Raw genomic sequence first — 21,207 nt, forward strand, 5'->3', positions numbered from 1 at the left:
GTACATTGAGAGTCATGTCGCGTCCTCGAAGCGAGCGTCTCTCCGCACCGCGGGTGGTCTCCCACCTCGGCGTGATGGTGGTCGTCGCGGCCGTCCTCGGCGTCGTCGTGTCCGGCCTGGCCATCCCCTTCGCCGGCGTGCTGGGCTTCACCGCCCGCACCGTGGCCTCCGGCATCGACGAGCTGCCGCAGGAGCTGGTCACCGACGCGCTCCCGCAGCGCACCCGTATCGTCGACCAGCGCGGCGAGACCATCGCCACGCTCTACGACCAGAACCGCGTCAACGTGAGCCTCAAGGACGTCTCGCGGCCCATGGTGCAGGCCATCGTCTCCATCGAGGACTTCCGCTTCTACCAGCACGGCGCCCTGGACCTGAAGGGCACGCTGCGCGCGTTCGTGAGCAACCAGGCCAGCGACTCGGTCGTGCAGGGTGGCTCCTCGATCACCCAGCAGCTGGTCAAGCTGACGCTGATCCAGCAGGCCGACTCCCCCGAGGAGATCGCCGCTGCGCAGGACGACTCCTACGCCCGCAAGATCAACGAGCTGCGCTACGCGATCGCCCTGGAGCAGGAGCACTCCAAGGACTGGATCCTGGAGCGCTATCTCAACACCGCCTACTTCGGCGACGGCGCCTACGGCGTCCAGGCCGCCGCCCGCAACTACTTCGACGTCAACGCCGGGCAGCTCAACCTGCGCCAGGCCGCCATGCTGGCCGGTCTGGTGCAGAACCCGGGACGCTTCGACCCCACCAACAGCCCCGACCTCGCCACCGAGCGCCGCAACGTGGTGCTCAACCGGATGGCGGAGCTCGGCGTCATCGAGCAGCAGCGGGCCGACCAGCTCAAGACCCGCAAGCTCGGGCTGGACCAGCCGGCCAAGCAGAACGGCTGCGTCACCTCGCGGGTGCCGCTGTTCTGCGACTACGTGGTGAGCTACCTCAAGCAGGACCGCTCGCTGGGTCGCACCCCCCGCCAGCGCGAGCAGATGCTCAAGCGCGGCGGCCTGACCATCCGCACCACGGTGGACTTCAAGTACCAGGAGGCCGCCGACCAGGCCGTCTCCGACAACGTCTTCCCCCGCGAGCAGGCCATCGGCGCCCTCGCCGTGGTGGAGCCGGGCACCGGTGAGGTCAAGGCCATCTCCCAGTCGCGGCCCTACGGCGCCGACAAGGACGCCGGCGAGACCTTCCTCAACTACGTCATCCCGCAGGAGATCGGCAAGGCCAACGGCTTCCAGGCCGGCTCGACCTTCAAGTCCTTCACCCTCGCGGCCGCCCTCGAGGACGGCCTGCCGCTCTCGACCACCTACAACTCGCTGTCCCCGATGACCTTCGACCAGGCCAACTTCGAGACCTGCGACTACGGTCCCGACCTCGGCGGCACCTTCCCGATGGTCAACTCCACCTCGAGCGGCCTGATGAACATGTACTCGGGCACGCGGCTCTCGGTGAACACCTACTTCATCCAGCTGGAGGAGGAGGTCGGCATCTGCAAGCCCTTCGAGCTGGCGCGCGCCATGGGCGTGCGCCTCACCTCGCCCAACGGCGAAGGCGGCGTCCAGCCCGAGATGTACCCCAACTTCACCCTCGGCGTCGCCGACGTCAGCCCGCTGGAGATGGCCGAGGCGTACGCCACGTTCGCCGCGCGCGGACTGCACTGCGAGTCGCGGCCGGTCACCCAGATCCGTGACGCCCAGGGCAACGTGCTGAAGAACTACCCCGCCCAGTGCGACCAGGTGATGGAGCAGAGCACCGCCGACGCCGTCAGCGACGTGCTCCGCGGCGTGCTCGAGGGCAGCGGCTTCGCAGCCGCGCAGGCGCTCGACCAGCCCTCCGCGGGCAAGACCGGAACCACCAACGACGGCAACTCGGTGTGGTTCGCGGGTTACATGCCCGGCATGGCGGCCGCGGCGATGATCGCCGGCGTCACCGAGGCCGGCGAGCCCGACAGCCTGCTGTACAAGACCGTCGGCGGATCCACCGTGTACTCCGCCTCGGGCTCGGGCTTCGCCGCGCCCATCTGGGGCGAGGCGATGCGGGTCATCGACGACGACTTCGAGTACGAGGACTTCGTCTACCCCAGCGGGGTCTCCGGCGTCGGCAACACCTCCGTGGCTCCGCCCCCGTCCCCCTCGCCGCCGCAGAACACCGGCCGCGGGCGCGGCCGGGGCTGAGTCCCAGGCCGGTCCGGACGGGGCCGGGGTCAGCCGGCGTTGAGCTGGCGGCGCACCTCGGCAGCCACCGCGGCGCCGTCGGCCCTGCCCTTGACCTGCGGCTGGACGACGCCCATGACCTTGCCCATGCCCTTCATCCCGTCGGCGGCGGCACCGGTCTGCTCGAGGGCCGCGCTGACGATCTCGGCGATCTCGGCCGGCCCGAGCTGCTGGGGCAGGTAGTCGGCGATCACCTCGGCCTCCTCGCGCTCGCGCGCGGCCTGCTCGGGACGGTTGCCGTCCTCGAAGGCCACCGCGGCCTCGCGACGCTTCTTGGACTCCGTGGAGAGCACCCCGACGATGTCGTCGTCGGTGAGCTCGCGCGACTCCTTGCCGGCCACCTCGGCGTTGGTGATCGCGGTGAGGATCATCCGCAGCGTCGAGGAGCGCAGGCTGTCGCGCGCCTTCATGGCGGCGGTGAGGTCGGTGCGCAGTCGGTCCTTGAGGGCGCTCATGCCCGCCATTGTGGCAGCCTGAGGGCGTGCAGCTCCCCCCGCTTTCCCCGACGTCGCTCGCGCGCGCCGCAGCGCTCGCCGTCGGCTCCGGCCTCGCGGTGGGCGCCTACGCCGCCTGGGAGGCTCGCGCCTACACCCTGCGCCACGTGCAGGTGCCCGCGCTGCCCCCCGGGGCGCCGACGTTGCGGGTGCTGCACCTCAGCGACCTGCACATGCTGCCCCAGCAGCGGCGCAAGCAGGAGTGGTTGCGCGGCCTGGCCCGGCTCGAGCCCGACCTCGTGGTCGACACCGGCGACAACCTGGCCCACCCGGAGGCGGTGCCGGTCGTGTGCGAGTCGCTGGGCCCCCTGCTGGAGGTGCCGGGCGTGTTCGTGCACGGCTCCAACGACTACTTCGCGCCCACGCTGCGCAACCCGCTGCGCTACGTGCTGCCCGACGACGGCAAGCGCCAGACGCACACGCCTCCCCTGCCGTGGCCCGAGCTCTCCCGGCGCTTCGTGGCCGCGGGGTGGCGCGACCTCACCAACGTGCGCGACACCCTGGAGGTCCGCGGCGTGCGGATCGCCCTGGCCGGCGTCGACGACCCCCACCTGGGCTACGACGACCTCGCCGCGGTGCGGGGCCCCGCGGACACCGACGCCGACCTGCGTCTGGGCGTCACCCACGCCCCCTACCTGCGCGTGCTCGACCAGTACGCCGCCGACGGCTACGACGCCGTCCTCGCCGGGCACACGCACGGCGGCCAGCTGTGCCTGCCCGGCGTCGGGGCGCTGACCACCAACTGCGACCTCGACACCGCGCGCGCCAAGGGGCTGCACCGCCACCCGGCCGACTCCCACGACGGCGACCCGGGGTCGGCGTGGCTGCACGTCTCCGCGGGCCTCGGTGCCAGCCCCTACACCCGGGTCCGGATCGCCTGCCGACCCGAGGCCACGCTGCTGACGCTGACCGCCCGCCCCTGACCGCCCGGCCACCCGGTCTCGCGCCGGTCACCCGATTGCGGCACGGACACCGGGCTGGGGTACTGTCTGGGACTGCATCGGGCTGTGGCGCAGCTTGGTAGCGCGCCTCGTTCGGGACGAGGAGGCCGCAGGTTCAAATCCTGTCAGCCCGACCATGCGAGTGGTGCCTCCCGAGCACCGCAGGACAGCCGGACCCCCAGGGTCCGGCTGTCGTCGTCTCCGGGTCTTCCGCGAGGTTTCCGGGAGTGCGCGCCCCGCGCCCGGGGCGACGGTGCGAGACTGCGTGCATGGCCGACGAGCAGGACAAGCAGCCGAGCCTCGAGCTGCCCGGCGTGCTCTCGCGCCGGCGCAAGCGCCGCAGCGCCTCCCGCGAGACCCCGCCGCCCGAGCCCACCGCTGCGGAGCCGCCCCCGGTCGAGCCCGTCGAGGCGGTCGAGCCCGTCGAGCCCGTCGAGCCGGTTCCCGTCCCGGAGCCGACGGTGGTCGAGGAGATCCCGGCGCCGCCGCCCGAGGAGCCCCTGCCAGCCGCCCCCGAGCCGGCGCCGGAGCCCGAGCCGACACCCGAGCCCGAGCCCGAGCCCGAGCCCGAGCCCGAGCCCGAGCCGACGATGCCCGACGAACGCCCGGGACCGCTGGCGCACGGCACCCCGCTCTTCGCCGACGAGGCGCCCGCGCCGCAGACGCGCTCGCTCTCCGACACGCTGCTGGCCGACCAGGCGCCGGTCGAGCTCGACGAGCCCGAGCAGCCGGCGCCCGCCGCGCGGCCGCGTCGGGGCGTCCGGCCCCTGGTCCGCCTGGCCGGCTACCCCGCCGCGGCCCTGACCGGCGTGGTGGTGGGGCTGCTGATGGTCGGACTCACCGCCGGCGGGCTCCAGGGCTGCGAGGCGGTGCGGGGCACCTCCACCTGCGGCGGCGGCGTGGGCACGCTGCTGCTGGTGCTGATCCTCGCGCTCCTCGTGGTGGTGGGCGGCCTGATGCTGCGCGCCGCCGGCGTCCCGGACCCCACCGCCACGAGCTTCCTGGCCGTCGGACTGGTCGCTGTCGTCTCCCTGCTGTTCCTGCTCGACGTGCTGCTGAGCCCCTGGATGCTGCTGGTCATCCCGGCCATCTCGCTGCTCGCCTACCTGGCGGCCCAGTGGGTCACGACGGCGTTCGTCGAGGTGGACCAGCCCGTGCGCTGACAATCAGCGGGCGGCGGCCACCAGCTCGGCGATCTGGACGGTGTTGAGGGCGGCACCCTTGCGCAGGTTGTCTCCGGAGACGAACAGCGCGAGGCCGCGGCCGTCGGGCACGCCCTCGTCGGCGCGGATCCGGCCCACGTAGGAGGGGTCGGCGCCGGCGGCCTGCAGCGGGGTGGGGATGTCGCTCAGCTCGACGCCGGCGGCACCGGCCAGGATCTCGCGGGCGCGCTCGGGGCCCAGGGGGCGGGCGAACTCGGCGTTGATGGCCAGCGAGTGACCGGTGAAGACGGGCACCCGGACGCAGATGCCGGAGACGAGCAGGTCGGGGAGGTCGAGGATCTTGCGCGACTCGTGCCGCAGCTTCTGCTCCTCGTCGGTCTCCCCCAGGCCGTCGTCGACGATCGAGCCGGCCAGCGGCAGCACGTTGTAGGCGATCGTGCGCTGGTAGACCCCGGGGTCGGGGAAGGCCACCGCGCCGCCGTCGTAGGCCAGCTCACGGGCCTTCTCGCCCGCCGCGCCCACCTGGCCGGCCAGCTCCTCGACGCCGGCGACGCCGGAGCCGGAGACGGCCTGGTAGGTGCTGACCACCAGGCGCACCAGACCCGCCTCGTCGTGCAGCGGCTTGAGCACCGGCATGGCGGCCATGGTGGTGCAGTTGGGGTTGGCCACGATGCCTTGGCCGGCCTCGAGCACCGGCGCGAGCGCACCGGGGTTGACCTCGGAGACGACCAGCGGGATCGCGGGGTCGCGGCGGAAGGCCGAGGAGTTGTCGACCACGATCGCACCGGCCTCGGCGAACCGCGCCGCGTGGGCGCGCGAGGTGGAGGCACCGGCGGAGAAGAGGGCGACGTCGAGCCCGGTGGGGTCCGCGGTCGCGGTGTCCTCGACGACCACCTCGCGACCGGCGAAGGGCAGCACCGTGCCGGCCGAGCGGGCTGAGGCGAAGAAGCGCACCTCGCCCAGCGGGAAGCCGCGCTCCTCGAGGATCTGGCGCATCGCGACGCCCACCTGGCCCGTGGCACCGACGACACCGATGTTCAGCGGGTTCCGCGGGGCGTTCATCGGCCCGACCCGCCGTAGACCACGGCCTCGACCTCGCTGGCGTCGAGGTCGAAGGCGGTGTGGGCCGCGGCCACCGCGGAGTCGACCTCGTCCTCGTCGACGACGACGCTGATGCGGATCTCGGAGGTGGAGATCATCCGCAGGCTGACGCCGGCGCCGGCGAGCGCGCTGAAGAACTTGGCGGTGACACCCGGGTGGCTGCGCATGCCGGCCCCGATCAGCGAGACCTTGCCGATCTTGTCGTCGTAGAGCAGCGAGTCGAAGCCGACCTCGCTCTGCAGCGACGCGAGGGTCGTCATGGCGGTCTGGCCGTCGCTGCGCGGCAGCGTGAAGGAGATGTCGGTCAGGTTGGTGGCCGCGGCCGAGACGTTCTGGACGATCATGTCGAGGTTGATCTGCGCGCCGGCGAGGGCCTCGAAGATCCGCGCGGCCTCGCCCACCTTGTCGGGCACACCGACGACGGTGATCTTGGCCTCGCTGCGGTCGTGCGCGACGCCGGCGATGATGGCCTGCTCCATGGTGGGCTCCTGGTGGTCGATGCTGCCGGACACGACGGTGCCCTCCAGCTGGCTGAACGACGAGCGGACGTGGATCGGGATGTCGTAGCGGCGCGCGTACTCCACGCAGCGCAGGTGCAGCACCTTCGCGCCGCACGCGGCCAGCTCGAGCATCTCCTCGTAGGTCACGGTGGCCAGCTTCTGCGCGGCCGGCACGATGCGCGGGTCGGCGGTGAACACGCCGTCGACGTCGGTGTAGATCTCGCACACGTCGGCCTGCAGGGCGGCGGCCAGCGCCACGGCGGTGGTGTCGGTGCCGCCGCGGCCCAGGGTGGTGATCTCCTTGGTGTCCTGGGAGACGCCCTGGAAGCCGGCCACGATCACGATGTGGCCCTCGTCGATCGCCGACTGGATCCGGCCCGGCGTCACGTCGATGATCTTGGCCTTGCCGTGCACCGAGTCGGTGATGACGCCGGCCTGGCTGCCGGTGAAGCTGCGGGCGCTGAAGCCGAGGTCGGAGATGGCCATCGCGAGCAGCGCCATCGAGATCCGCTCACCGGAGGTGAGCAGCATGTCGAGCTCGCGGGCCGGCGGCAGCGGACTGACCTGGTTGGCCAGGTCGAGCAGCTCGTCGGTGCTGTCGCCCATGGCCGAGACGGCGACCACCACCGCGTTGCCGGCCTTCTTGGCCTCCACGATGCGTCGGGCCACACGCTTGATGGCCGCGGCGTCGGCCACCGAGCTGCCGCCGTACTTCTGGACGACGATGCCGCTCAGGGGTCGGCTCATCGGGCCGCTGACGGGGTCGGGGCTGACCACCGGGCACTCTCCTTGGTTCGCTCGTGCGAGGACGCCCGAGTCTACCGAGCCGGACGTCGTCGCCCGGCGGCCGCGGTCAGTCCGTGGATCCCCGCGGCAGCTGGCCGCCCTCGGCCAGACCGTCCTCGAGCACGGCCTCGGCGGCCTCGATCTGCTCCTCCTCGCCGACGTGCTCGACGTCGAGGCGGTCGTGCGCCACGATCGCCAGCAGCGCGTTGAGCGCCGCGCCGGCGAGGTTGCCCCACGAGGAGACGTAGGAGTACTGCCACCACCACAGCGCCTCGGCCAGGTCGCCGTTGCGGTGGTGCCGCAGCCCGTTCTCGAGGTCCGAGGCGATGCTGGTGAGGTCGTCGGAGAGCTGGCCCTCCACGATCTCGGGCTCGTAGGGGTCGAAGACGAAGCTGTAGGTGTCGACGTCGCCGAGCATGGTGGCCAGCCGCAGCCGCAGGCCCTCGAGGTCGGCCTCCTCGCCCACGTCGGGCTGGTAGGGGCCGGCGGTCTCGAAGTCCTGCTGGGCGCCCAGGCGGGCCCCGGCCAGCGAGATCTGGCTGATCTCGAGCAGCAGCAGCGAGATCGCGGGCGCGGGGTCGCCGGCGCGCGCCAGCTCGCGCAGCACCAGCAGGAAGCTGGCCACGGAGTCGGCGATGGACTGGGCGAAGTCGACCGTCTCCTCGTCGAGCACGACCTCGGGCGCCGGCTCGGCGCCCAGGTGCTCGATCAGGTCGACCTGGTCCATCTGGTCCATCTGGTCGGTGCTCTGCTCGTTCATTCGGCGTTCCTCCTGCCGGCGAAGGCGCGGCCCAGGGTGACCTCGTCGGCGTACTCCAGGTCGCCGCCGACAGGCAGGCCGCTGGCCAACCGTGTCACACGTACCTCCAGCGTCGTCAGCAGGCGGGTCAGGTAGGTGGCGGTGGCCTCGCCCTCGAGGTTGGGGTCGACCGCCAGGATCACCTCGGTCACCGTGCCGTCGGCCAGGCGGGTCATCAGCTCGCGGATGCGCAGCTGGTCGGGTCCGATGCCGTCGATGGGCGAGATCGCCCCGCCCAGCACGTGGTAGCGGCCCTTGAACTCACGGGTGCGCTCGACCGCGACGACGTCCTTGTACTCCTCCACGACGCACAGCACCGAGGGGTCGCGCCGCGGGTCGCGGCAGATCCGGCACTGCTCGTCCTCGCTGACGTTGAAGCAGGTGCCGCAGAAGCGCACCTTGGCCTTGACCTCGATCAGCACGTCGGAGAGCCGCCGCACGTCGGCCGGGTCGGCCTGCAGGAGGTGGAAGGCGATGCGCTGCGCGCTCTTGGGCCCGACGCCGGGCAGGCGGCCGAGCTCGTCGATGAGGTCCTGGACGACACCCTCGTACACGGGAGTGGGGTGCTCCGCTCAGAAACCGAGCTGACCCGGGCCGGGCATGCCGCCCTGGCCGGGCTCGCCCATGCCCGGGATGCCGCCGGCCAGCGGGCCGAGGGCCTCCTGCGCCAGCTGGTCGACCCGGGCCTTGGCGTCGCGGTAGGCGGCGACCACGAGGTCGCCGAGGTCGGCCAGCGACTCCTCGTCGTCACCGTCGACGGTGCCGGGCCGGACGGTGATGCCGCGCAGCTCGCCGCCTCCGGTGAGGGTGACGGTCACCGCGCCGCCGGCGACACTGCCCTCGACCTCCATCTCGGTGAGCCGCTCCTGGGCGGCCATCAGCTGCTCCTGCATCTGCTGGGCCTGCTGCAGCAGGGCGTTCATGTCGAAGCCGCCCTCGCCGCCGAGGTTGTCGAAGGGGTTCTGGGTCATCGGGAGGCTCCGTACGTAGTTGTCTGGGTGGTCTGGGTGGTCTGGGTGGTCCGGGTGGTCCGGGTGGTCCGGGTGGTCGGTCGGGTCCGCGGCCGGGCTGGTCGTGCCGGGCTCACTGGTGGGGGATCTCCTCGATGACCTCGGCACCCAGCTCGCGCGCCAGCAGCTCGGGTCCGGCCAGGGAGTCGTGGTCGGCGTCGAGGTCGTCGGGCCGGGCGTCGGCGTCGGCCGCCGCCCAGTCGGGACGAGCGGTGCCGCCGCCGGCGTCGTGCTCGGACCGGGTGCGGGTGGGGCTGATGGCCTCGCGGGCCGCCGCACTGCTGGTCGCACTGCTGGTGGCACTGCCGGTGGCACTGCCGGGCGATGGCTCCTCGGACGGCGCCTCGTCGTCGGGAGGTGGTTCGCGGTCGGCCCAGGCGGGGGGAGCCTCCGCGGTGCCCGGCGAGGTCGGGGCAGGTGCGGCCGGGGCAGCCGGGGCCTCGGGGGTCATCGGGGCGGCGGGTCGGGCGGCCGGCGGCGGGGCGGCCTCCGGGTCGGCGCCGGGGTCGACGATGGTCTCGATGCGCCAGTCGGCGCCCATGACGTCGATGACCGCCTGGCGCACGATCTCGCCGCTGCCGTTGCGGTCGAAGGACTCGCGCGCCCCACCGTTGCCGAAGCCGAGGGTGAGCACGTTGCCGTTCAGACCGACCACCTGGCACTGGGTGCGCAGCGCGATCCAGGTGAGTCGGCGGCGCTGCTCGGTGGCGGCGATGACGTCGGGCCACAGCCGGCGCACGTCGACCAGCCCCAGGCCGGAGCCGCCCGCCGTGGTCGACGCTGCCGGCGCGCTCGGTGCCGGGCTCGGTGTCGGGCTCGGTGCCGGGCCGGCCGCCGCGGGATCGGGGACCGGGCGCTCCTCGGGGGACGGCTGCGGTGCCGCCGGCGGCGGGCTCGCGGCGGGGGGCGTGGAGCTGATCGGGGGCGAGGAGCTGATGCGGGGCGGGGCCTGGTCGGCCGGGGCGGGCGGGGGCGGGGCGTGCGGGCCCGCCGGCTCCGCCTCGCGCTCGTGCTCGACCCGCACGGGCACCGGCTCGGGCTGCTCGGGGGCCGCCCGGTCCTGCACCGGGGCGGGCGGCGCCGGTGCCGCCGCGGCGGGTGCCGGCGCGGCGGGTGCCGGCGCGGGGGCCGCCTGCTCGGCGGCTGCCGCGCTGGGGGTGCCGGTGATCGCGCTGCGTCGCTCGAGCCGGTCCAGGCGCGCCTGCACGCCCTGGGTGGTGTGGTCGGCCCCGGGCAGCAGCACCCGCGCGCAGATGAGCTCGAGCAGCAGCCGCGGCGCGGTGGCGCCCCGCATCTCGGTGAGCCCGGTGGCCACCAGGTCGGCCGCACGGCTCAGGTCGGCGCGGCCGAACCGCGCGGCCTGGGCCACCAGTCGCTCGCCGGCGTCCTGGGCGACGTCGATCAGGCCGGTGGCGGGCGCGTCGGGCACCGCCGCGACGATCACCAGGTCGCGCAGCCGGCGCAGCAGGTCCTCGGTGAAGCGGCGGGGGTCCTGGCCGGTCTCGATGATCTTGTCGACGACGCCGAACACCGCCGCGCCGTCGCCGGCGGCGAAGGCGTCGACCACCTCGTCGAGGAGCGTGTCGGGGGTGTAGCCGAGCAGTCCGCTGGCGAGGTCGTAGGTGACGCCCTCGGGCCCGGCCCCGCCGAGCAGCTGGTCGAGCACCGAGAGGGTGTCGCGGGCCGACCCGGCGCCCGCGCGCACCACCAGCGGCAGCGCCGCCGGCTCGATGCTCACCCCCTCGGCCTCGCACAGCTGGCCGAGGTAGTCGGTGAGCAGCCGCGGCGGGATCAGCCGGAACGGGTAGTGGTGGGTGCGCGAGCGGATGGTCGCGATGACCTTCTCGGGCTCGGTGGTGGCGAAGACGAAGCGCAGGTGCGGCGGTGGCTCCTCGACCAGCTTCAGCAGGGCGTTGAAGCCCTGCGTGGTGACCATGTGCGCCTCGTCGATGATGTAGACCTTGTACCTGCTGCGCACCGGCGCGAAGAACGCCTTCTCGCGCAGGTCGCGCGCGTCGTCGACGCCGCCGTGCGAGGCGGCGTCGATCTCGATGACGTCGATGCTGCCCGGCCCGCCGCGGGCGAGGTCGCGGCAGCTGTCGCACTGGCCGCACGGGTCGGCCACGGGGGCGAGCTCGCAGTTCAGGGCCCGGGCCAGGATGCGCGCGGAGGTGGTCTTGCCGCAGCCGCGCGGTCCGGAGAAGAGGTAGGCGTGGTTGACCCGGTTGGCGGCGAGCGCCGCGCGCAGCGGCGTCGTGACGTGCTCCTGCCCGATGACCTCCGCGAAGGTCTCGGGTCGGTAGCGGCGGTACAGCGCCAGGGGTGACTCCACGTGCCGACCCTAACGACCGCCTCCGACACCCGGTAGCGCGCGGCCTCCCGGGCATGAAAAGGCCCCCCGCGCACCCGACAGAGCTCACTTACCCTTGCTGCCTTCCGGCCCTGGGGGAGTTGGGCGAGGTGCCGCCGCACGGGGGGTTGCCCCGGAGTCTAGGCGATGGGTCCGGCGCGGCGGCAAGCGGTGCACCAGGCACGCGGGGCCCCGACGCCCCGGATTTCACCGGCCCGACACCCACCGGTACGCTCCTGCGCGGAGGATTCGCCTAGTGGCCTATGGCGCTCGCTTGGAAAGCGGGTTGGGTTAACAGCCCTCAGGGGTTCGAATCCCCTATCCTCCGCCACTGCTGCCGCCGACGAGCGCGTCGGTCCCGCAGCCACACGCCGGCCCCGCCTCGCGCCTGGGCCGGCGTTCGTGTCCCCGTCAGGCGCCCGGGGTCAGCACCCGGGCCGCGGCAGCGGCCTCGGCGAGCACCTCGACGACGGGACGGCCAAGCACCGCGGCAGCAGCCGCGACGTCGTCGAACTCCGGCTGGGCGTTGACGACGCGGTCGCGCCAGGTGGCGACCTTGACGGCGATCTCGACCCCGCCGACCCGCACCGGGCGCACCTCCCGCTCGCACACCGCCCGGTCCACCCGGGTGCGGCGCACGCCCAACGTGGTGGTCTCGGCGAAGACCAGGTCGTGCGCGGCGTCCACCAGCGGCGCCGGCACCAGCGCTGCGAGCACGTGCGCCGGGCGCCCCTTCTTCATCACGATCGGCGTGAGCCACGCGTCCACGGCGCCGAGCGCGAGCAGCCGGTCGAGCACGCCGGGGAGCAGGCGGGGGTCGAGGTCGTCGAGGTTGGTCTCGAGCAGCCACAGCCCCTCGCCCGGCACCGGCACCGCTCCCCCCACCGCCCGGCCCACCAGCAGCCGCACGACGTTGGCGTGCGAGTCGGGGTCGCGGCCGCCTGCACCGACGCCGACGGCGGCGACGCTCATCGGCGGCTGGGCGCCCCAGGCGTCGGCCGCGGCCACCAGCAGCGCCGCGCCGGTGGGCGTGCACGCCTCGGTGGTGGCGGGGCCGGCCAGGCTGGGCACGCCGCGCAGCAGCTCGGCCACCGCGGGCACCGGCACCGGCATGGAGCCGTGCGCGGCCTCCACCCGACCGGACCCGACCGCGACCGGCGAGACCACGAGCCGGTCCAGGCCCAGGTGCTCCAGGCCTGCGCTCACCCCGACCACGTCGGCGATCGCGTCCAGCGCTCCCACCTCGTGGAAGTGCACCTGCGCAGGCTCGATGCCGTGGACGGCACCCTCAGCCACAGCCAGCCGCTCGAAGGCGGCGAGCGCGCGTGCCCGGACTGCGTCGGCGATCGGAGCCGCCTCGAGCATCTGGTGCACGTCGCGCCAGGCGCGGTGCTCCGTGGTGTCGGCCACCTCCACGTGCACGCGGGTCGCGGCCAGCCCGGCGCGCAGCACCGACTCCTCGTGCAGCCGCACGGCCTCGGGGGCCACGGCCGCGGCGGCGTCGGCCATCACCGCGAGCGGCACGCCGGCACCCACGAGCGCGCCGAGCAGCATGTCGCCGGAGGCGCCCGCCGAGGCGTCGACCCACCCGAGGGCACCGGACTCCTCAGCCACGCCCGACCCGCACGATCCGCGCGGCGCACACGCCCGCGCCGTAGCCGTTGTCGATGTTGACGACGCTGACGCCGGGGGCGCACGAGGTCAGCATCGCCAGCAGGGTGGTCACCCCGCCCAGGGCCGCCCCGTAGCCCACCGAGGTCGGCACGGCGACGACGGGCGAGCCCACCAGGCCGCCCACGACGCTCGCCAGGGCCCCCTCCATGCCCGCCACCACCACCACGACGTCGGCCGCGGCCAGCCGCTCGCGCACCTCCAGCACGCGTTGCAGCCCGGCCACGCCGACGTCGGTGACCAGCTCGACCCCGGCGCCGTGGGTCTGCAGCGTCACCACCGCCTCGTGGGCCACCGGCAGGTCGCTGGTGCCGGCGGTGACCACCACGACGTCGCCCACCGGCGCCGGCACCGGGCCGAGCAGCGCGGTGCGCGCCACCTCGTCGACGACGGCGCCGGGCAGCCCGCCGCGCACCGCGGCGCGCGCGGCGTCGTCGAGGCGGGTGGCGAGCACGGCACGGTCGGGGTGGGCCGCGTGGAGCGCGGCGAGGATCTCGACCACCTGCACCGGGGTCTTGCCCTGCCCGAACACCACCTCGGGGTCGCCGGTCCGCCGGGCTCGGTCGAGGTCCAGGCGCGCGTCGCCGCTGGGCACGTGCAGTGTCGGTGGCTGCTCGCCGGGGTCGGACGGCTCGGCGGGGGTCACGGGTCCACCCTAGGAGCCGGCTCGCCTAGGCTCGTCCCCGATGTCCACGCACCCGGCCCAGGCGGCCCTGACGGCCACGCTGTCGGCGCACCCGCGCCGCGTCGTCGCGTGCAGCGGCGGCGTCGACAGCCTGCTGCTGGCGGCGGTCGCCCACGAGGCGGCCCCGGCCACCACCGTGGTCGCCCACTCGGTGACCCCCGCGGTACCGGAGGCGGCCACCGAGCGGGTGCGCCGCACGGCCGGTGAGCTCGGCTGGCACCTGGTGCTCGTGGACTCCCCCGAGTTCGACGACGAGCGCTACCTGGCCAACCCGGTCGACCGGTGCTTCTTCTGCAAGACCAACCTCTACGACGAGCTGGAGCGAATCGTCGCCGACCTGCCGCAGGCGCACGCCGGGTGGACGCTGCTGAGCGGCGCCAACACCGACGACCTCGGCGAGTACCGCCCCGGCCTGCTGGCCGCGGCCGAGCACGCGGTGCGCCACCCCTACGTGGAGGCGGGGCTGGGCAAGGCCGACATCCGCGCGCTCGCCGGTGACCGGGGCCATGCCTGGCACCAGCTGCCGGCCGCGCCGTGCCTGGCCAGCCGGCTCTACACCGGCACGCCGGTCACGCCCGGGTTGGTCCGCGCCGTCGAGGCCGGGGAGGCGATGGCCACGCGGCTGACCGGTGAGCAGGTGCTGCGCACCCGCGTGCGCGACGACGTCGTGCTGCTCGAGCTGCCCGCCGCCACGCGACACCGGGTCGACGAGCGGGTGCTGGGAGCGGTGCTCACGGTGATGCGACGCCACGCCCCCCACCTGCGTCGCACGGAGCTGGACCCGGAGCCCTACGCGCCCGGCCGCTCGTTCGTGGGGGCGCCGCAGCCGGTGAGCCTCGGGCTGCCACTCACCCGCGTCGGCGGGTGACCAGCGGCCGGACGACCACGGCCACCAGCAGCGCCCCACCGCCCAGCAGGCCCCACCACACGGCGTTTCGCCGGGTGCCGGCGAGCAGGTCGGGATCGTCCTGGGGCACGGGCGCGGCCTCGGTGCGGTCCCGCGACTGACTGGAGGCGACCTCGCCGTCGCGTGCCGGTCGCAGCGCCGCCGTCACGGCCTGGAACGGCTGGACGACGCCCCGCCCGCTCAGCCGGTTGCCGGGCGCGGGGTCCTCGCCGCCCGTCGCGGTCTCGAGCACCCGGGCCACCACCTGGCGCGGGGTGTCGTCGGGGTGCGCGCTGCGCACCAGTGCCAGCACTCCTGCGATCGTGCCCGTGGCCCAGGCGCTGCCCGGGGTGTCGAGGACGCACAGGGTGTCGTTGAGCGCGAAGGTGACGGCCCCCTCGGTAGGGGCGACGAGGTCGATGCCGGAGTTGGGCAGCACGAACTGCTGCGGGTCGCCGGAGAACGCGGTGGAGCTCACCGAGAGCAGCAGCGGGTGGTCGTAGCCGGCCGGGAAGGCGTCGGCGACGGCGTCCTCGCGCGGCGAGAACCCCGAGGGGGCCTCGGTCTCGCCCTCGCCCTCCGACTCCAGGTAGTCCTCGGCGAGGGGCTCCTCCTCCGCCTGTGGTCGGTCGCCCGCGGCGGCGACCACGATCACGTCACGGTCGAGCAGGGTGCGGACCGCCCGCTGGAGCTCCGGCGAGTCTGGGAGGGGGAAGGGCATCGCCACCACGTCGACGTCGGTGGTGGCCAGTGCGCCCAGCATCGCGACGGTGGCGGTCGCGTTGAAGTCGTAGAGCCCGCCCTCGCCACCGGCGAAGGAGTCCATGATGCGTGCGTCGAGCACCTCGGCACCCGGCGCGACGCCGACCTGCAGCCCCTCCTCCTCGCCGCCGGCGACCAGTCCGGCCAGCGCGGTGCCCTCGTACATCTCGATCTCGCGCCCCACCAGCGAGGAGGCGGTCGGCACCACCGGGAGCCCCGGGACGGGCTTGACGCCGCCGGCCACCACTGCGACCTGCGTCCCGTCGCCGAGGCCGAGCCCGCGTGCCTCGAGCCAGGCGTGCACGTCGTCGAGGCGCAGCCGGTCGCCCACCTCGTTCTCCTCGGGCGGCTCGCCCGGCTCGGTGTCGAGAGCGATGCTCTCGCAACTGTCAGCGGCCCAGGCGGAGGGCGCCGTGGCCACCGGCAGCGCGAGCAGGGTGCACGCGAGTCCCCCGGCCGCGACGGCCGCCAGACCACGGCGGCGGCCGCCGGGCCGGCTCAGCTGCTGATCGCGACGCACGACTCACCGTCGTCCTGGTCGGGCGGGCACCGGGCTGCGTCGCGCGAGAGCGTCACGCCGGTGCGGAACAGGTCCATCCACTCGGCGGGCGCGAAGACCTGCTCCACGCTCGCGAGCCCCAGGCTCTCAGGCACTTCGCCGCCCTGGAGCAGGTAGCGCTCGCCGCGGTTGTCGACGAGGAACACCTCGCCGTCGCCGGGCAGGTTGTCCCACTGGCCCGAGCGCACCATGGCACCGGTGCCGGAGTCGACGTCGTACTCGATGCCGGCCTCCACGTCGGCCGCGCTGGCCTGCTCGCCGGGCAGCACACCCACCTGCACGCCGGGCGAGAGCGGATCGGTGGCCAGCACCGCGCACTGCTCGCCCTGCACGTTGGTGAGCGGCTCGGCCGGGAAGTGCGCCTCCGCGTAGGGCTGGGGCGCGATGTCGAGGTCGAGCGGGCCGTCGAGCTCGATCTCCTCGTCGCGCTGGGAGGTGAGCAGCCGCTCGGCGAAGGTGGTGAGCTCGACCGGCGAGTCCTCGGCGATCGCGTAGCTCAGCCCGTTGTTCTCGAAGCGGTCCCCGACGCGGGCGTTGGCAGGCACGCCGCCCTGACCGGCGTAGTCGACCCGGTCACCCAACCGGCCGAGGCCGAGGGTGTCGACCTCGAGCGACCCGCCGGAGGGGAAGAGCGTCAGCCAGTCCGGCGGCACCTCGACCGCGTCCTCGAGGAGGTAGCCGCTGAGACCCTGCAGGGTCACGTCACGCAGGGCGTCGCGCCCGCGGTCGTCGATCAGGTAGCTGTAGGCGCGCGGTCGCGACACCTCGCCGCGCTCACCCTCGCCCTCGCCGACCAGGTAGAGACGACGCTCGCTGCGCACGAGCAGCCCCGCCCCGGGCTGCACCTGCACCTGGGGCTCGGAGCTCACGGTGACCTTGATGCCCTGACCGTCGACGGTGCACGCCGTCCAGCCGTCGTTGACGAGGTCCTCGGGGTCCGGGGGGGTCTGCGGCGCGTCGAGGATGCCGATGGCCGGCCCCTCGTCGAGGGTCTTCAGCTCCACCTCCGGCACCGAGGTGGAGGTGACGTCGGCGCCGAAGAGCAGCATGGCGCTGGTGATGTTGATGAGCGGCCGCAGCACGGGCTCCTCACCCGGCGGCGGCTCGAAGATGAGGTAGTCGCTGGCGCGCTCCTTGGAGCTCACCAGCCCTGGGGAGGTCCAGTCCTCGTCGACCCGGGGCTTGAAGACGCCGGTGACGGCGGCGCCGGCCACCAGCAGGATCGCCAGCGCGACGCCGCCGATGATGGTGCGGCCGGGCTTGGTGGGCTCGACCTCGCGGCCGCCCGGGGCACCGGAGACGAAGGCGGTCACCAGCCGGCGCCGGCTGAAGGAGTAGGCCTCGACGAGGTCCTTCTTGTTGGCCATCGCGCCGCGCCCTAGCTGACGATCGCGTCGAACAGGCCGGTGGCCAGCACCAGCAGCGGCAGCAGGGCCAGCAGTGCCACGGTCTCGACGACGTCGCCGAGGCGGCCACGGCGCACCGAGGGCGCGCTGCTCACCAGGCTCGAGGCCAGCAGCACCCCGCCGGCGGCGGCCAGCACGACCGCGGTGGTGGGCCGCCAGTCCGGGTGCAGCAGCAGCACCGAGACCGCGGTGGAGACCAGGCCCGCGATGCCCGAGGCCAGCCCCACCATCACCTCCGAGCCCGTGCGGTACTGCCGGGTGCGCAGCATGACCACCAGGCAGGCGACGACGGCCAGCAGGGTGCCGCTCAGACCGCGGGAGACGGCCACCGGAGCGACCAGGAACAGCAGCAGCCCCACGGTGCCCGAGATGGCCAGCAGGATCTCGTGCGCCAGGCGTGCGTCCGCACCCACCTGGGAGGCGTCGATGTCGTCGGGGTCGGCGGTGATGTCGGCCGGGGTGTAGAGCTGGTCCACCGAGGTGCCGGTGAGGCTGAGGGCCAGCCAGGGGAAGACGCTGCCCAGCAGCACCACCAGGGTGAGCACGGTGGTGAGCACGACGGTGCCGTCGAGGTCGGTGACGTCGAGCAGCAGCCCGGTGCCGGCCAGCACCGCACCCACGACGGCGGGCGGGATCACCAGCGTCCGGCCCTCGCCGAGCCCGACCAGGCACAGCAGGCCGGCGGCGAGCGCGCTGCCCCCCGCCACGGCCAGCACCTCGCCGAGCAGTGCGCCGGCGGGGGCGAGCATGATGCCCGCGACCAGCGCGTAGCCCGATCCGATCCAGGCCACGGTGACGGCGGCCTCGGCGTCGCGCTGCACCCGGGAGAGCACCACGGCTCCGCTCACCAGGGCCACCGCCACCACGACGGCGGCCACGGAGGCCACCAGCGACTCGCGCTGCACCAGGAGCGCCGCGGCGCCGAGCGCCATCAACAGCCCGGCGGCCCACAGGGCGGTGCGGCGTCCGGACTCGGGGCGCCACGGCTTGAGCTCGTGCTCGACGACGTCGGTCATCGCCTCGACCACGTCGTCGTAGACGCGCGGCGGCTCCTCGTCGATGCCTGCCGTCACCGTGAGCACGCCGCCGTCCTCGACGCCCTGCAGCGTCAGGCCGGAGTCGTCGGCCAGGCGCCGTCCGTCGGCGGTGACGACCTTGTAGCCGCCGTAGACGGTGGCGGCGTCGAGCAGCCCGACGCTGCGCGCCAGCTCGGGCACCAGCTCGGCGACCGGGATGGCGCCGGGCAGCACCAGGTCGACGCGACGACGGCCGGAGGCCACCGTGACGCGCACCAGGCCCGAGGCTGCGGCGGGTGCCTGACTCATCGACTCTCCCTCGACAGGGCTGGGGGCGGGTGGGACGGACGAGACCGGACGGGCCGGGCCCGCGGCGTCGTGATGCTAACCCGCGGGGTCGTGACGCGCGGGCACACCGGCGCGAGCCGCCCGCGGACACACGACCGCGGGGGCCGGCACCGGGCGGTGCCGTCCCCCGCGGTCGGCGGGTCGTGACCGGGCTGGCCGGCCACCGCGACTCACTGGAAGTAGTCGGCGCCCTTCTTGTCGGTGGCGGCGTACTGCGCGTTGGACTCGTAGACCGTCTTGGAGCTGCGGTCCAGCAGGTCCTTCATCTCCAGGATGGCGGCGTCCCACGCGGCCTTGGCCTGGGTGTAGGTGGTCTGCGCGTTACCGTGCCAGTCGTTCTTCAGCGGCTTCAGCTCGTCCTCGAGCCGGTTCATGCGGTCGTCGATGTCCTTGACGGCCTGGTACATGTCGGCCGCGGCCTGGTCGAGCGCGGCGTGGTTGACGCGGATTCCGTCCATGCTCATGTTCATGTCTCCTTCAAGTCTTCGGTGTCTGGGTGGGTCGCGGAGGTCAGGCGCCGAGGACCGGCGGCTTGGCGGTGGCGTCGAGGCCGGCGGTGAGCTGGCTCGTGCTCTGCACGACCAGGTCCTCCTGCTCGTAGTTGAGGCGCTCGGTGGCGCCCAGCGAGTCGGCGAAGCCGTTGAGCGCCCGGACGATCACACCCTGCTTCTCCTCCCAGGCGGTGTAGAGCGTCTGGAAGGCCTGTGCGCCCTGGCCGCCCCACTTGCCCTGGAGGGCGGAGATCTGGTCGGTCAGCCGCTGGGCGAGGCGCTCGAAGTCGGTCATCGCGGTGGTGACCAGGTCGGCTGCCTGGGTGAGAGTGCCCTCGCCCTGGCCGAAGTCGGTGTTGCCCATGTGCCTTGCTCCTTCGGGTTGGCGGCGCATGGCCGCGTGGTGTCCTGCGGTGGATGTCTCTGGTCGGTGCTGCTCTGCGGCCCGCGGTGGGGCCGGACATCCATCGTGTTACCCGGGGCCTAGGTGCCTAAACCTGCGCCTGTCAATTCCCACAGGCTGCGGAACGCACCGACGGCGACGACCACGGAGGCGAGCGCGAACGCGCCGCTGACCCCCTCGGCGACCTCCGCCCGCCGCGACCACCACGCCGAGCGCCACCCCCGGCCGACGGCGACGGCCACCACCACCAGCAGCGAGGCCCCCAGGATCGCCAGCGTCACCACCCAGCCGCGGGCCGTCGGGCCTGCCGGGCCCAGCGGTGAGAGGAGCGCGACCGCCAGCACCAGCCAGCACGCCAGCCCGGCCAGGCGCAGCATCAGGCGCGCGGCACCGTTGCGGTAGCTGCGGCCCACGAGCATCAGCGTGGCGCCGACGAAGAACACCAGGGTGCGCGCGCCGATCCGGTCGACGTCGCCGGTCGCGGTGGCCAGGAGCATCGGCGCCGCCACCGCGCTGACCGCGAGCACGGCGGCGCTGGAGGCGACGACCAGCCGGGTGCCGCGGTCGACGACGGCCGCCACCGCCCGGCGCGGGATGATGATCCGGCCGCGGCGACCGCGGGGCCGCTCGCGTGCCGACCACGCCGTCACGGCCAGGCGCTCGATGTCGATCAGGTACTGGTCGGGCACGTCGACGGCGAACGAGGGCACGAAGCGGGTGGCGAGCATGGCGCCCAGCAGCAGCGCGCACCACACCACCGAGGGCGCGAAGCCCACCAGGGCGGCGCCTGCACTGACCAGGAAGCAGGCCACACCGGTGACGACCCAGACCTGGAGGGCCTCGTCGGCGCGCCGGTCGAGGGCCCGCCCGACGGCGGCGGTCACGGCGGCCACCAGCGCCGAGACCCCGAGGATCGTGGGGAGGCGCTCGGGCACGGGCTCGTAGGCCACGGCGTAGGCCGCCGCACCGGCGAAGGCCGGCGCCGAGGTGGCCCGGTGGGCGGCGAAGCGCCCCACGGGCAGCACGCCGACGAACGCCGTCGCGGCCAGCACGTACACCGTCACCTCGCGCAGCCGGTCGTCCTGGGGCAGTCCGGCTGCCATCCAGCCGGCCAGCACGCCCAGCAGCGCCGCGACGGCGAACCAGGTGGCCGAGAGCCGACCCGGCGGACCGACGCGACGCACGGGGACGATCTCGGCACGCAACCGCTCGCGGCGGCTGGTCTGCCCCGCGCGGTCCTGGCCGGCGGGGTCGAGCGCCACCAGCAGGGCACCGGAGCGCACGCCGGACTCCACCAGCGAGGTCTCGGCACCGAGCCGCCGGCCCCGTCGGGTGCAGAGGGCCGGCACCGAGCGGCTGCCCACCTGCGCCGCGTACTCGCGGGCGACGTCGACCCCGGAGGCGCCCGCGGGCACGAGCAGGTCGACCACGCCCTGCGGCCCGTGCACGCTCAGGGCCAGGCTGGAGTCCCGTCCGGTCGCCGCGCCGCTCACCGGGGCACAGTAACCCCCGCACCCGACCGGGTGTGCGCGATGGCGTGCGCGGGTAGGGCTGCCGAGGTCGGTCCGCCGACCTATCATCGAGCGACCCGCCGCCCCCCGGCAGCAGGCCGCTCCCTCCACCGAC

The 21,207-nt window shown here is 74.1% G+C and carries 19 protein-coding genes, 2 tRNA genes and 1 other RNA gene; 6 read left to right on the forward strand and 16 right to left on the reverse strand.

What is annotated here, in order from left to right; all coding sequences use genetic code 11:
• Positions 1-14: 14 nt before the first annotated feature.
• Positions 15-2,171 carry a transglycosylase domain-containing protein gene (locus ABD948_RS12225; RefSeq protein WP_345266122.1) on the forward strand — a complete coding sequence of 719 codons (2,157 nt, stop codon included), beginning with the start codon at positions 15-17 and terminating at the stop codon, positions 2,169-2,171.
• A 29-nt stretch (positions 2,172-2,200) separates the two neighbouring features.
• Here ABD948_RS12225 and ABD948_RS12230 read toward each other — a convergent pair whose 3' ends face one another.
• Complete coding sequence (locus ABD948_RS12230) at positions 2,201-2,665, reverse strand: GatB/YqeY domain-containing protein (RefSeq protein ID WP_345266124.1); 465 nt, start codon at positions 2,663-2,665, stop codon at positions 2,201-2,203.
• A gap of 26 nt (positions 2,666-2,691) precedes the next feature.
• Here ABD948_RS12230 and ABD948_RS12235 point away from each other — a divergent pair, with 26 nt between their 5' ends.
• The 3 genes from ABD948_RS12235 (at position 2,692) to ABD948_RS12245 (ending at position 4,808) form a co-directional block, all read left to right on the forward strand.
• Positions 2,692-3,627: a metallophosphoesterase gene (locus ABD948_RS12235; protein ID WP_345266126.1), complete on the forward strand. Its 936-nt coding sequence runs from the start codon at positions 2,692-2,694 to the stop codon at positions 3,625-3,627.
• 78 nt (positions 3,628-3,705) lie between these two features.
• Positions 3,706-3,782 (forward strand) — tRNA-Pro (locus tag ABD948_RS12240).
• 132 nt (positions 3,783-3,914) lie between these two features.
• Entirely contained in the window at positions 3,915-4,808 is an 894-nt protein-coding gene (locus ABD948_RS12245; RefSeq protein ID WP_345266128.1) for a hypothetical protein, read from the forward strand.
• A gap of 3 nt (positions 4,809-4,811) precedes the next feature.
• Here ABD948_RS12245 and ABD948_RS12250 read toward each other — a convergent pair whose 3' ends face one another.
• The 7 genes from ABD948_RS12250 to ffs all read right to left on the reverse strand — a co-directional run bounded on the left by ABD948_RS12250 (position 4,812) and on the right by ffs (position 11,484).
• Positions 4,812-5,870, reverse strand: a complete 1,059-nt coding sequence (locus tag ABD948_RS12250; RefSeq protein WP_345266130.1) for an aspartate-semialdehyde dehydrogenase — start codon at positions 5,868-5,870, stop codon at positions 4,812-4,814.
• Positions 5,867-7,156 (reverse strand): aspartate kinase, encoded by a 1,290-nt coding sequence (locus ABD948_RS12255; protein ID WP_345266801.1) that lies wholly within the window; start codon positions 7,154-7,156, stop codon positions 5,867-5,869. The genes ABD948_RS12250 and ABD948_RS12255 overlap by 4 nt, the downstream gene beginning before the upstream one ends.
• A 106-nt stretch (positions 7,157-7,262) precedes the next feature.
• Positions 7,263-7,955 (reverse strand): DUF5063 domain-containing protein, encoded by a 693-nt coding sequence (locus ABD948_RS12260; protein WP_345266132.1) that lies wholly within the window; start codon positions 7,953-7,955, stop codon positions 7,263-7,265.
• The gene (recR, locus tag ABD948_RS12265; protein ID WP_345266134.1) at positions 7,952-8,548 is read right to left on the reverse strand and encodes a recombination mediator RecR; all 597 of its coding nucleotides are present in this window, start codon (positions 8,546-8,548) and stop codon (positions 7,952-7,954) included. The genes ABD948_RS12260 and recR overlap by 4 nt, the downstream gene beginning before the upstream one ends.
• An 18-nt stretch (positions 8,549-8,566) precedes the next feature.
• Complete coding sequence (locus ABD948_RS12270; RefSeq protein ID WP_345266136.1) at positions 8,567-8,965, reverse strand: YbaB/EbfC family nucleoid-associated protein; 399 nt, start codon at positions 8,963-8,965, stop codon at positions 8,567-8,569.
• A 112-nt stretch (positions 8,966-9,077) separates the two neighbouring features.
• Entirely contained in the window at positions 9,078-11,336 is a 2,259-nt protein-coding gene (locus ABD948_RS12275; RefSeq protein WP_345266138.1) for a DNA polymerase III subunit gamma and tau, read from the reverse strand.
• A 57-nt stretch (positions 11,337-11,393) separates the two neighbouring features.
• Positions 11,394-11,484, reverse strand: an RNA gene (gene ffs, locus ABD948_RS12280) — signal recognition particle sRNA small type.
• A 112-nt stretch (positions 11,485-11,596) separates the two neighbouring features.
• On the opposite strand from ffs, the gene ABD948_RS12285 reads away from it, so the two are divergent.
• Positions 11,597-11,685: transfer RNA gene (locus ABD948_RS12285), tRNA-Ser, on the forward strand.
• Between the two features lie 80 nt (positions 11,686-11,765).
• Here ABD948_RS12285 and larC read toward each other — a convergent pair.
• Complete coding sequence (larC, locus tag ABD948_RS12290; RefSeq protein WP_345266140.1) at positions 11,766-12,968, reverse strand: nickel pincer cofactor biosynthesis protein LarC; 1,203 nt, start codon at positions 12,966-12,968, stop codon at positions 11,766-11,768.
• A complete protein-coding gene (gene larB, locus ABD948_RS12295; protein WP_345266142.1) occupies positions 12,961-13,671 on the reverse strand; it encodes a nickel pincer cofactor biosynthesis protein LarB in 711 nt (236 codons plus the stop codon). Before larB ends, larC begins: the two co-directional genes overlap by 8 nt.
• Positions 13,672-13,711: 40 nt before the next feature.
• Here larB and larE point away from each other — a divergent pair, with 40 nt between their 5' ends.
• On the forward strand, positions 13,712-14,578 hold the full coding sequence (larE, locus tag ABD948_RS12300) for an ATP-dependent sacrificial sulfur transferase LarE (protein ID WP_345266144.1): 867 nt from the start codon (positions 13,712-13,714) through the stop codon (positions 14,576-14,578).
• Here larE and ABD948_RS12305 read toward each other — a convergent pair.
• The 6 genes from ABD948_RS12305 to ABD948_RS12330 form a co-directional block, all read right to left on the reverse strand.
• The gene (locus ABD948_RS12305; protein ID WP_345266146.1) at positions 14,559-15,878 is read right to left on the reverse strand and encodes a S8 family serine peptidase; all 1,320 of its coding nucleotides are present in this window, start codon (positions 15,876-15,878) and stop codon (positions 14,559-14,561) included. The two genes, larE and ABD948_RS12305, sit on opposite strands and share 20 nt — an antisense overlap.
• Positions 15,857-17,284, reverse strand: a complete 1,428-nt coding sequence (locus ABD948_RS12310; RefSeq protein ID WP_345266149.1) for a type VII secretion protein EccB — start codon at positions 17,282-17,284, stop codon at positions 15,857-15,859. Before ABD948_RS12310 ends, ABD948_RS12305 begins: the two co-directional genes overlap by 22 nt.
• An 11-nt stretch (positions 17,285-17,295) precedes the next feature.
• On the reverse strand, positions 17,296-18,648 hold the full coding sequence (gene eccD, locus ABD948_RS12315) for a type VII secretion integral membrane protein EccD (protein ID WP_345266151.1): 1,353 nt from the start codon (positions 18,646-18,648) through the stop codon (positions 17,296-17,298).
• 209 nt (positions 18,649-18,857) lie between these two features.
• Entirely contained in the window at positions 18,858-19,151 is a 294-nt protein-coding gene (locus ABD948_RS12320; protein WP_345266153.1) for a WXG100 family type VII secretion target, read from the reverse strand.
• Positions 19,152-19,197: 46 nt separating this feature from the next.
• The gene (locus ABD948_RS12325) at positions 19,198-19,542 is read right to left on the reverse strand and encodes a WXG100 family type VII secretion target (protein WP_345266155.1); all 345 of its coding nucleotides are present in this window, start codon (positions 19,540-19,542) and stop codon (positions 19,198-19,200) included.
• 119 nt (positions 19,543-19,661) lie between these two features.
• The gene (locus ABD948_RS12330; RefSeq protein WP_345266157.1) at positions 19,662-21,074 is read right to left on the reverse strand and encodes a hypothetical protein; all 1,413 of its coding nucleotides are present in this window, start codon (positions 21,072-21,074) and stop codon (positions 19,662-19,664) included.
• Positions 21,075-21,207 lie beyond the last annotated feature (133 nt).

This window comes from Nocardioides nanhaiensis (genome assembly GCF_039542785.1).
GTDB classification, from domain to species: Bacteria; Actinomycetota; Actinomycetes; order Propionibacteriales; family Nocardioidaceae; genus Nocardioides; species Nocardioides nanhaiensis.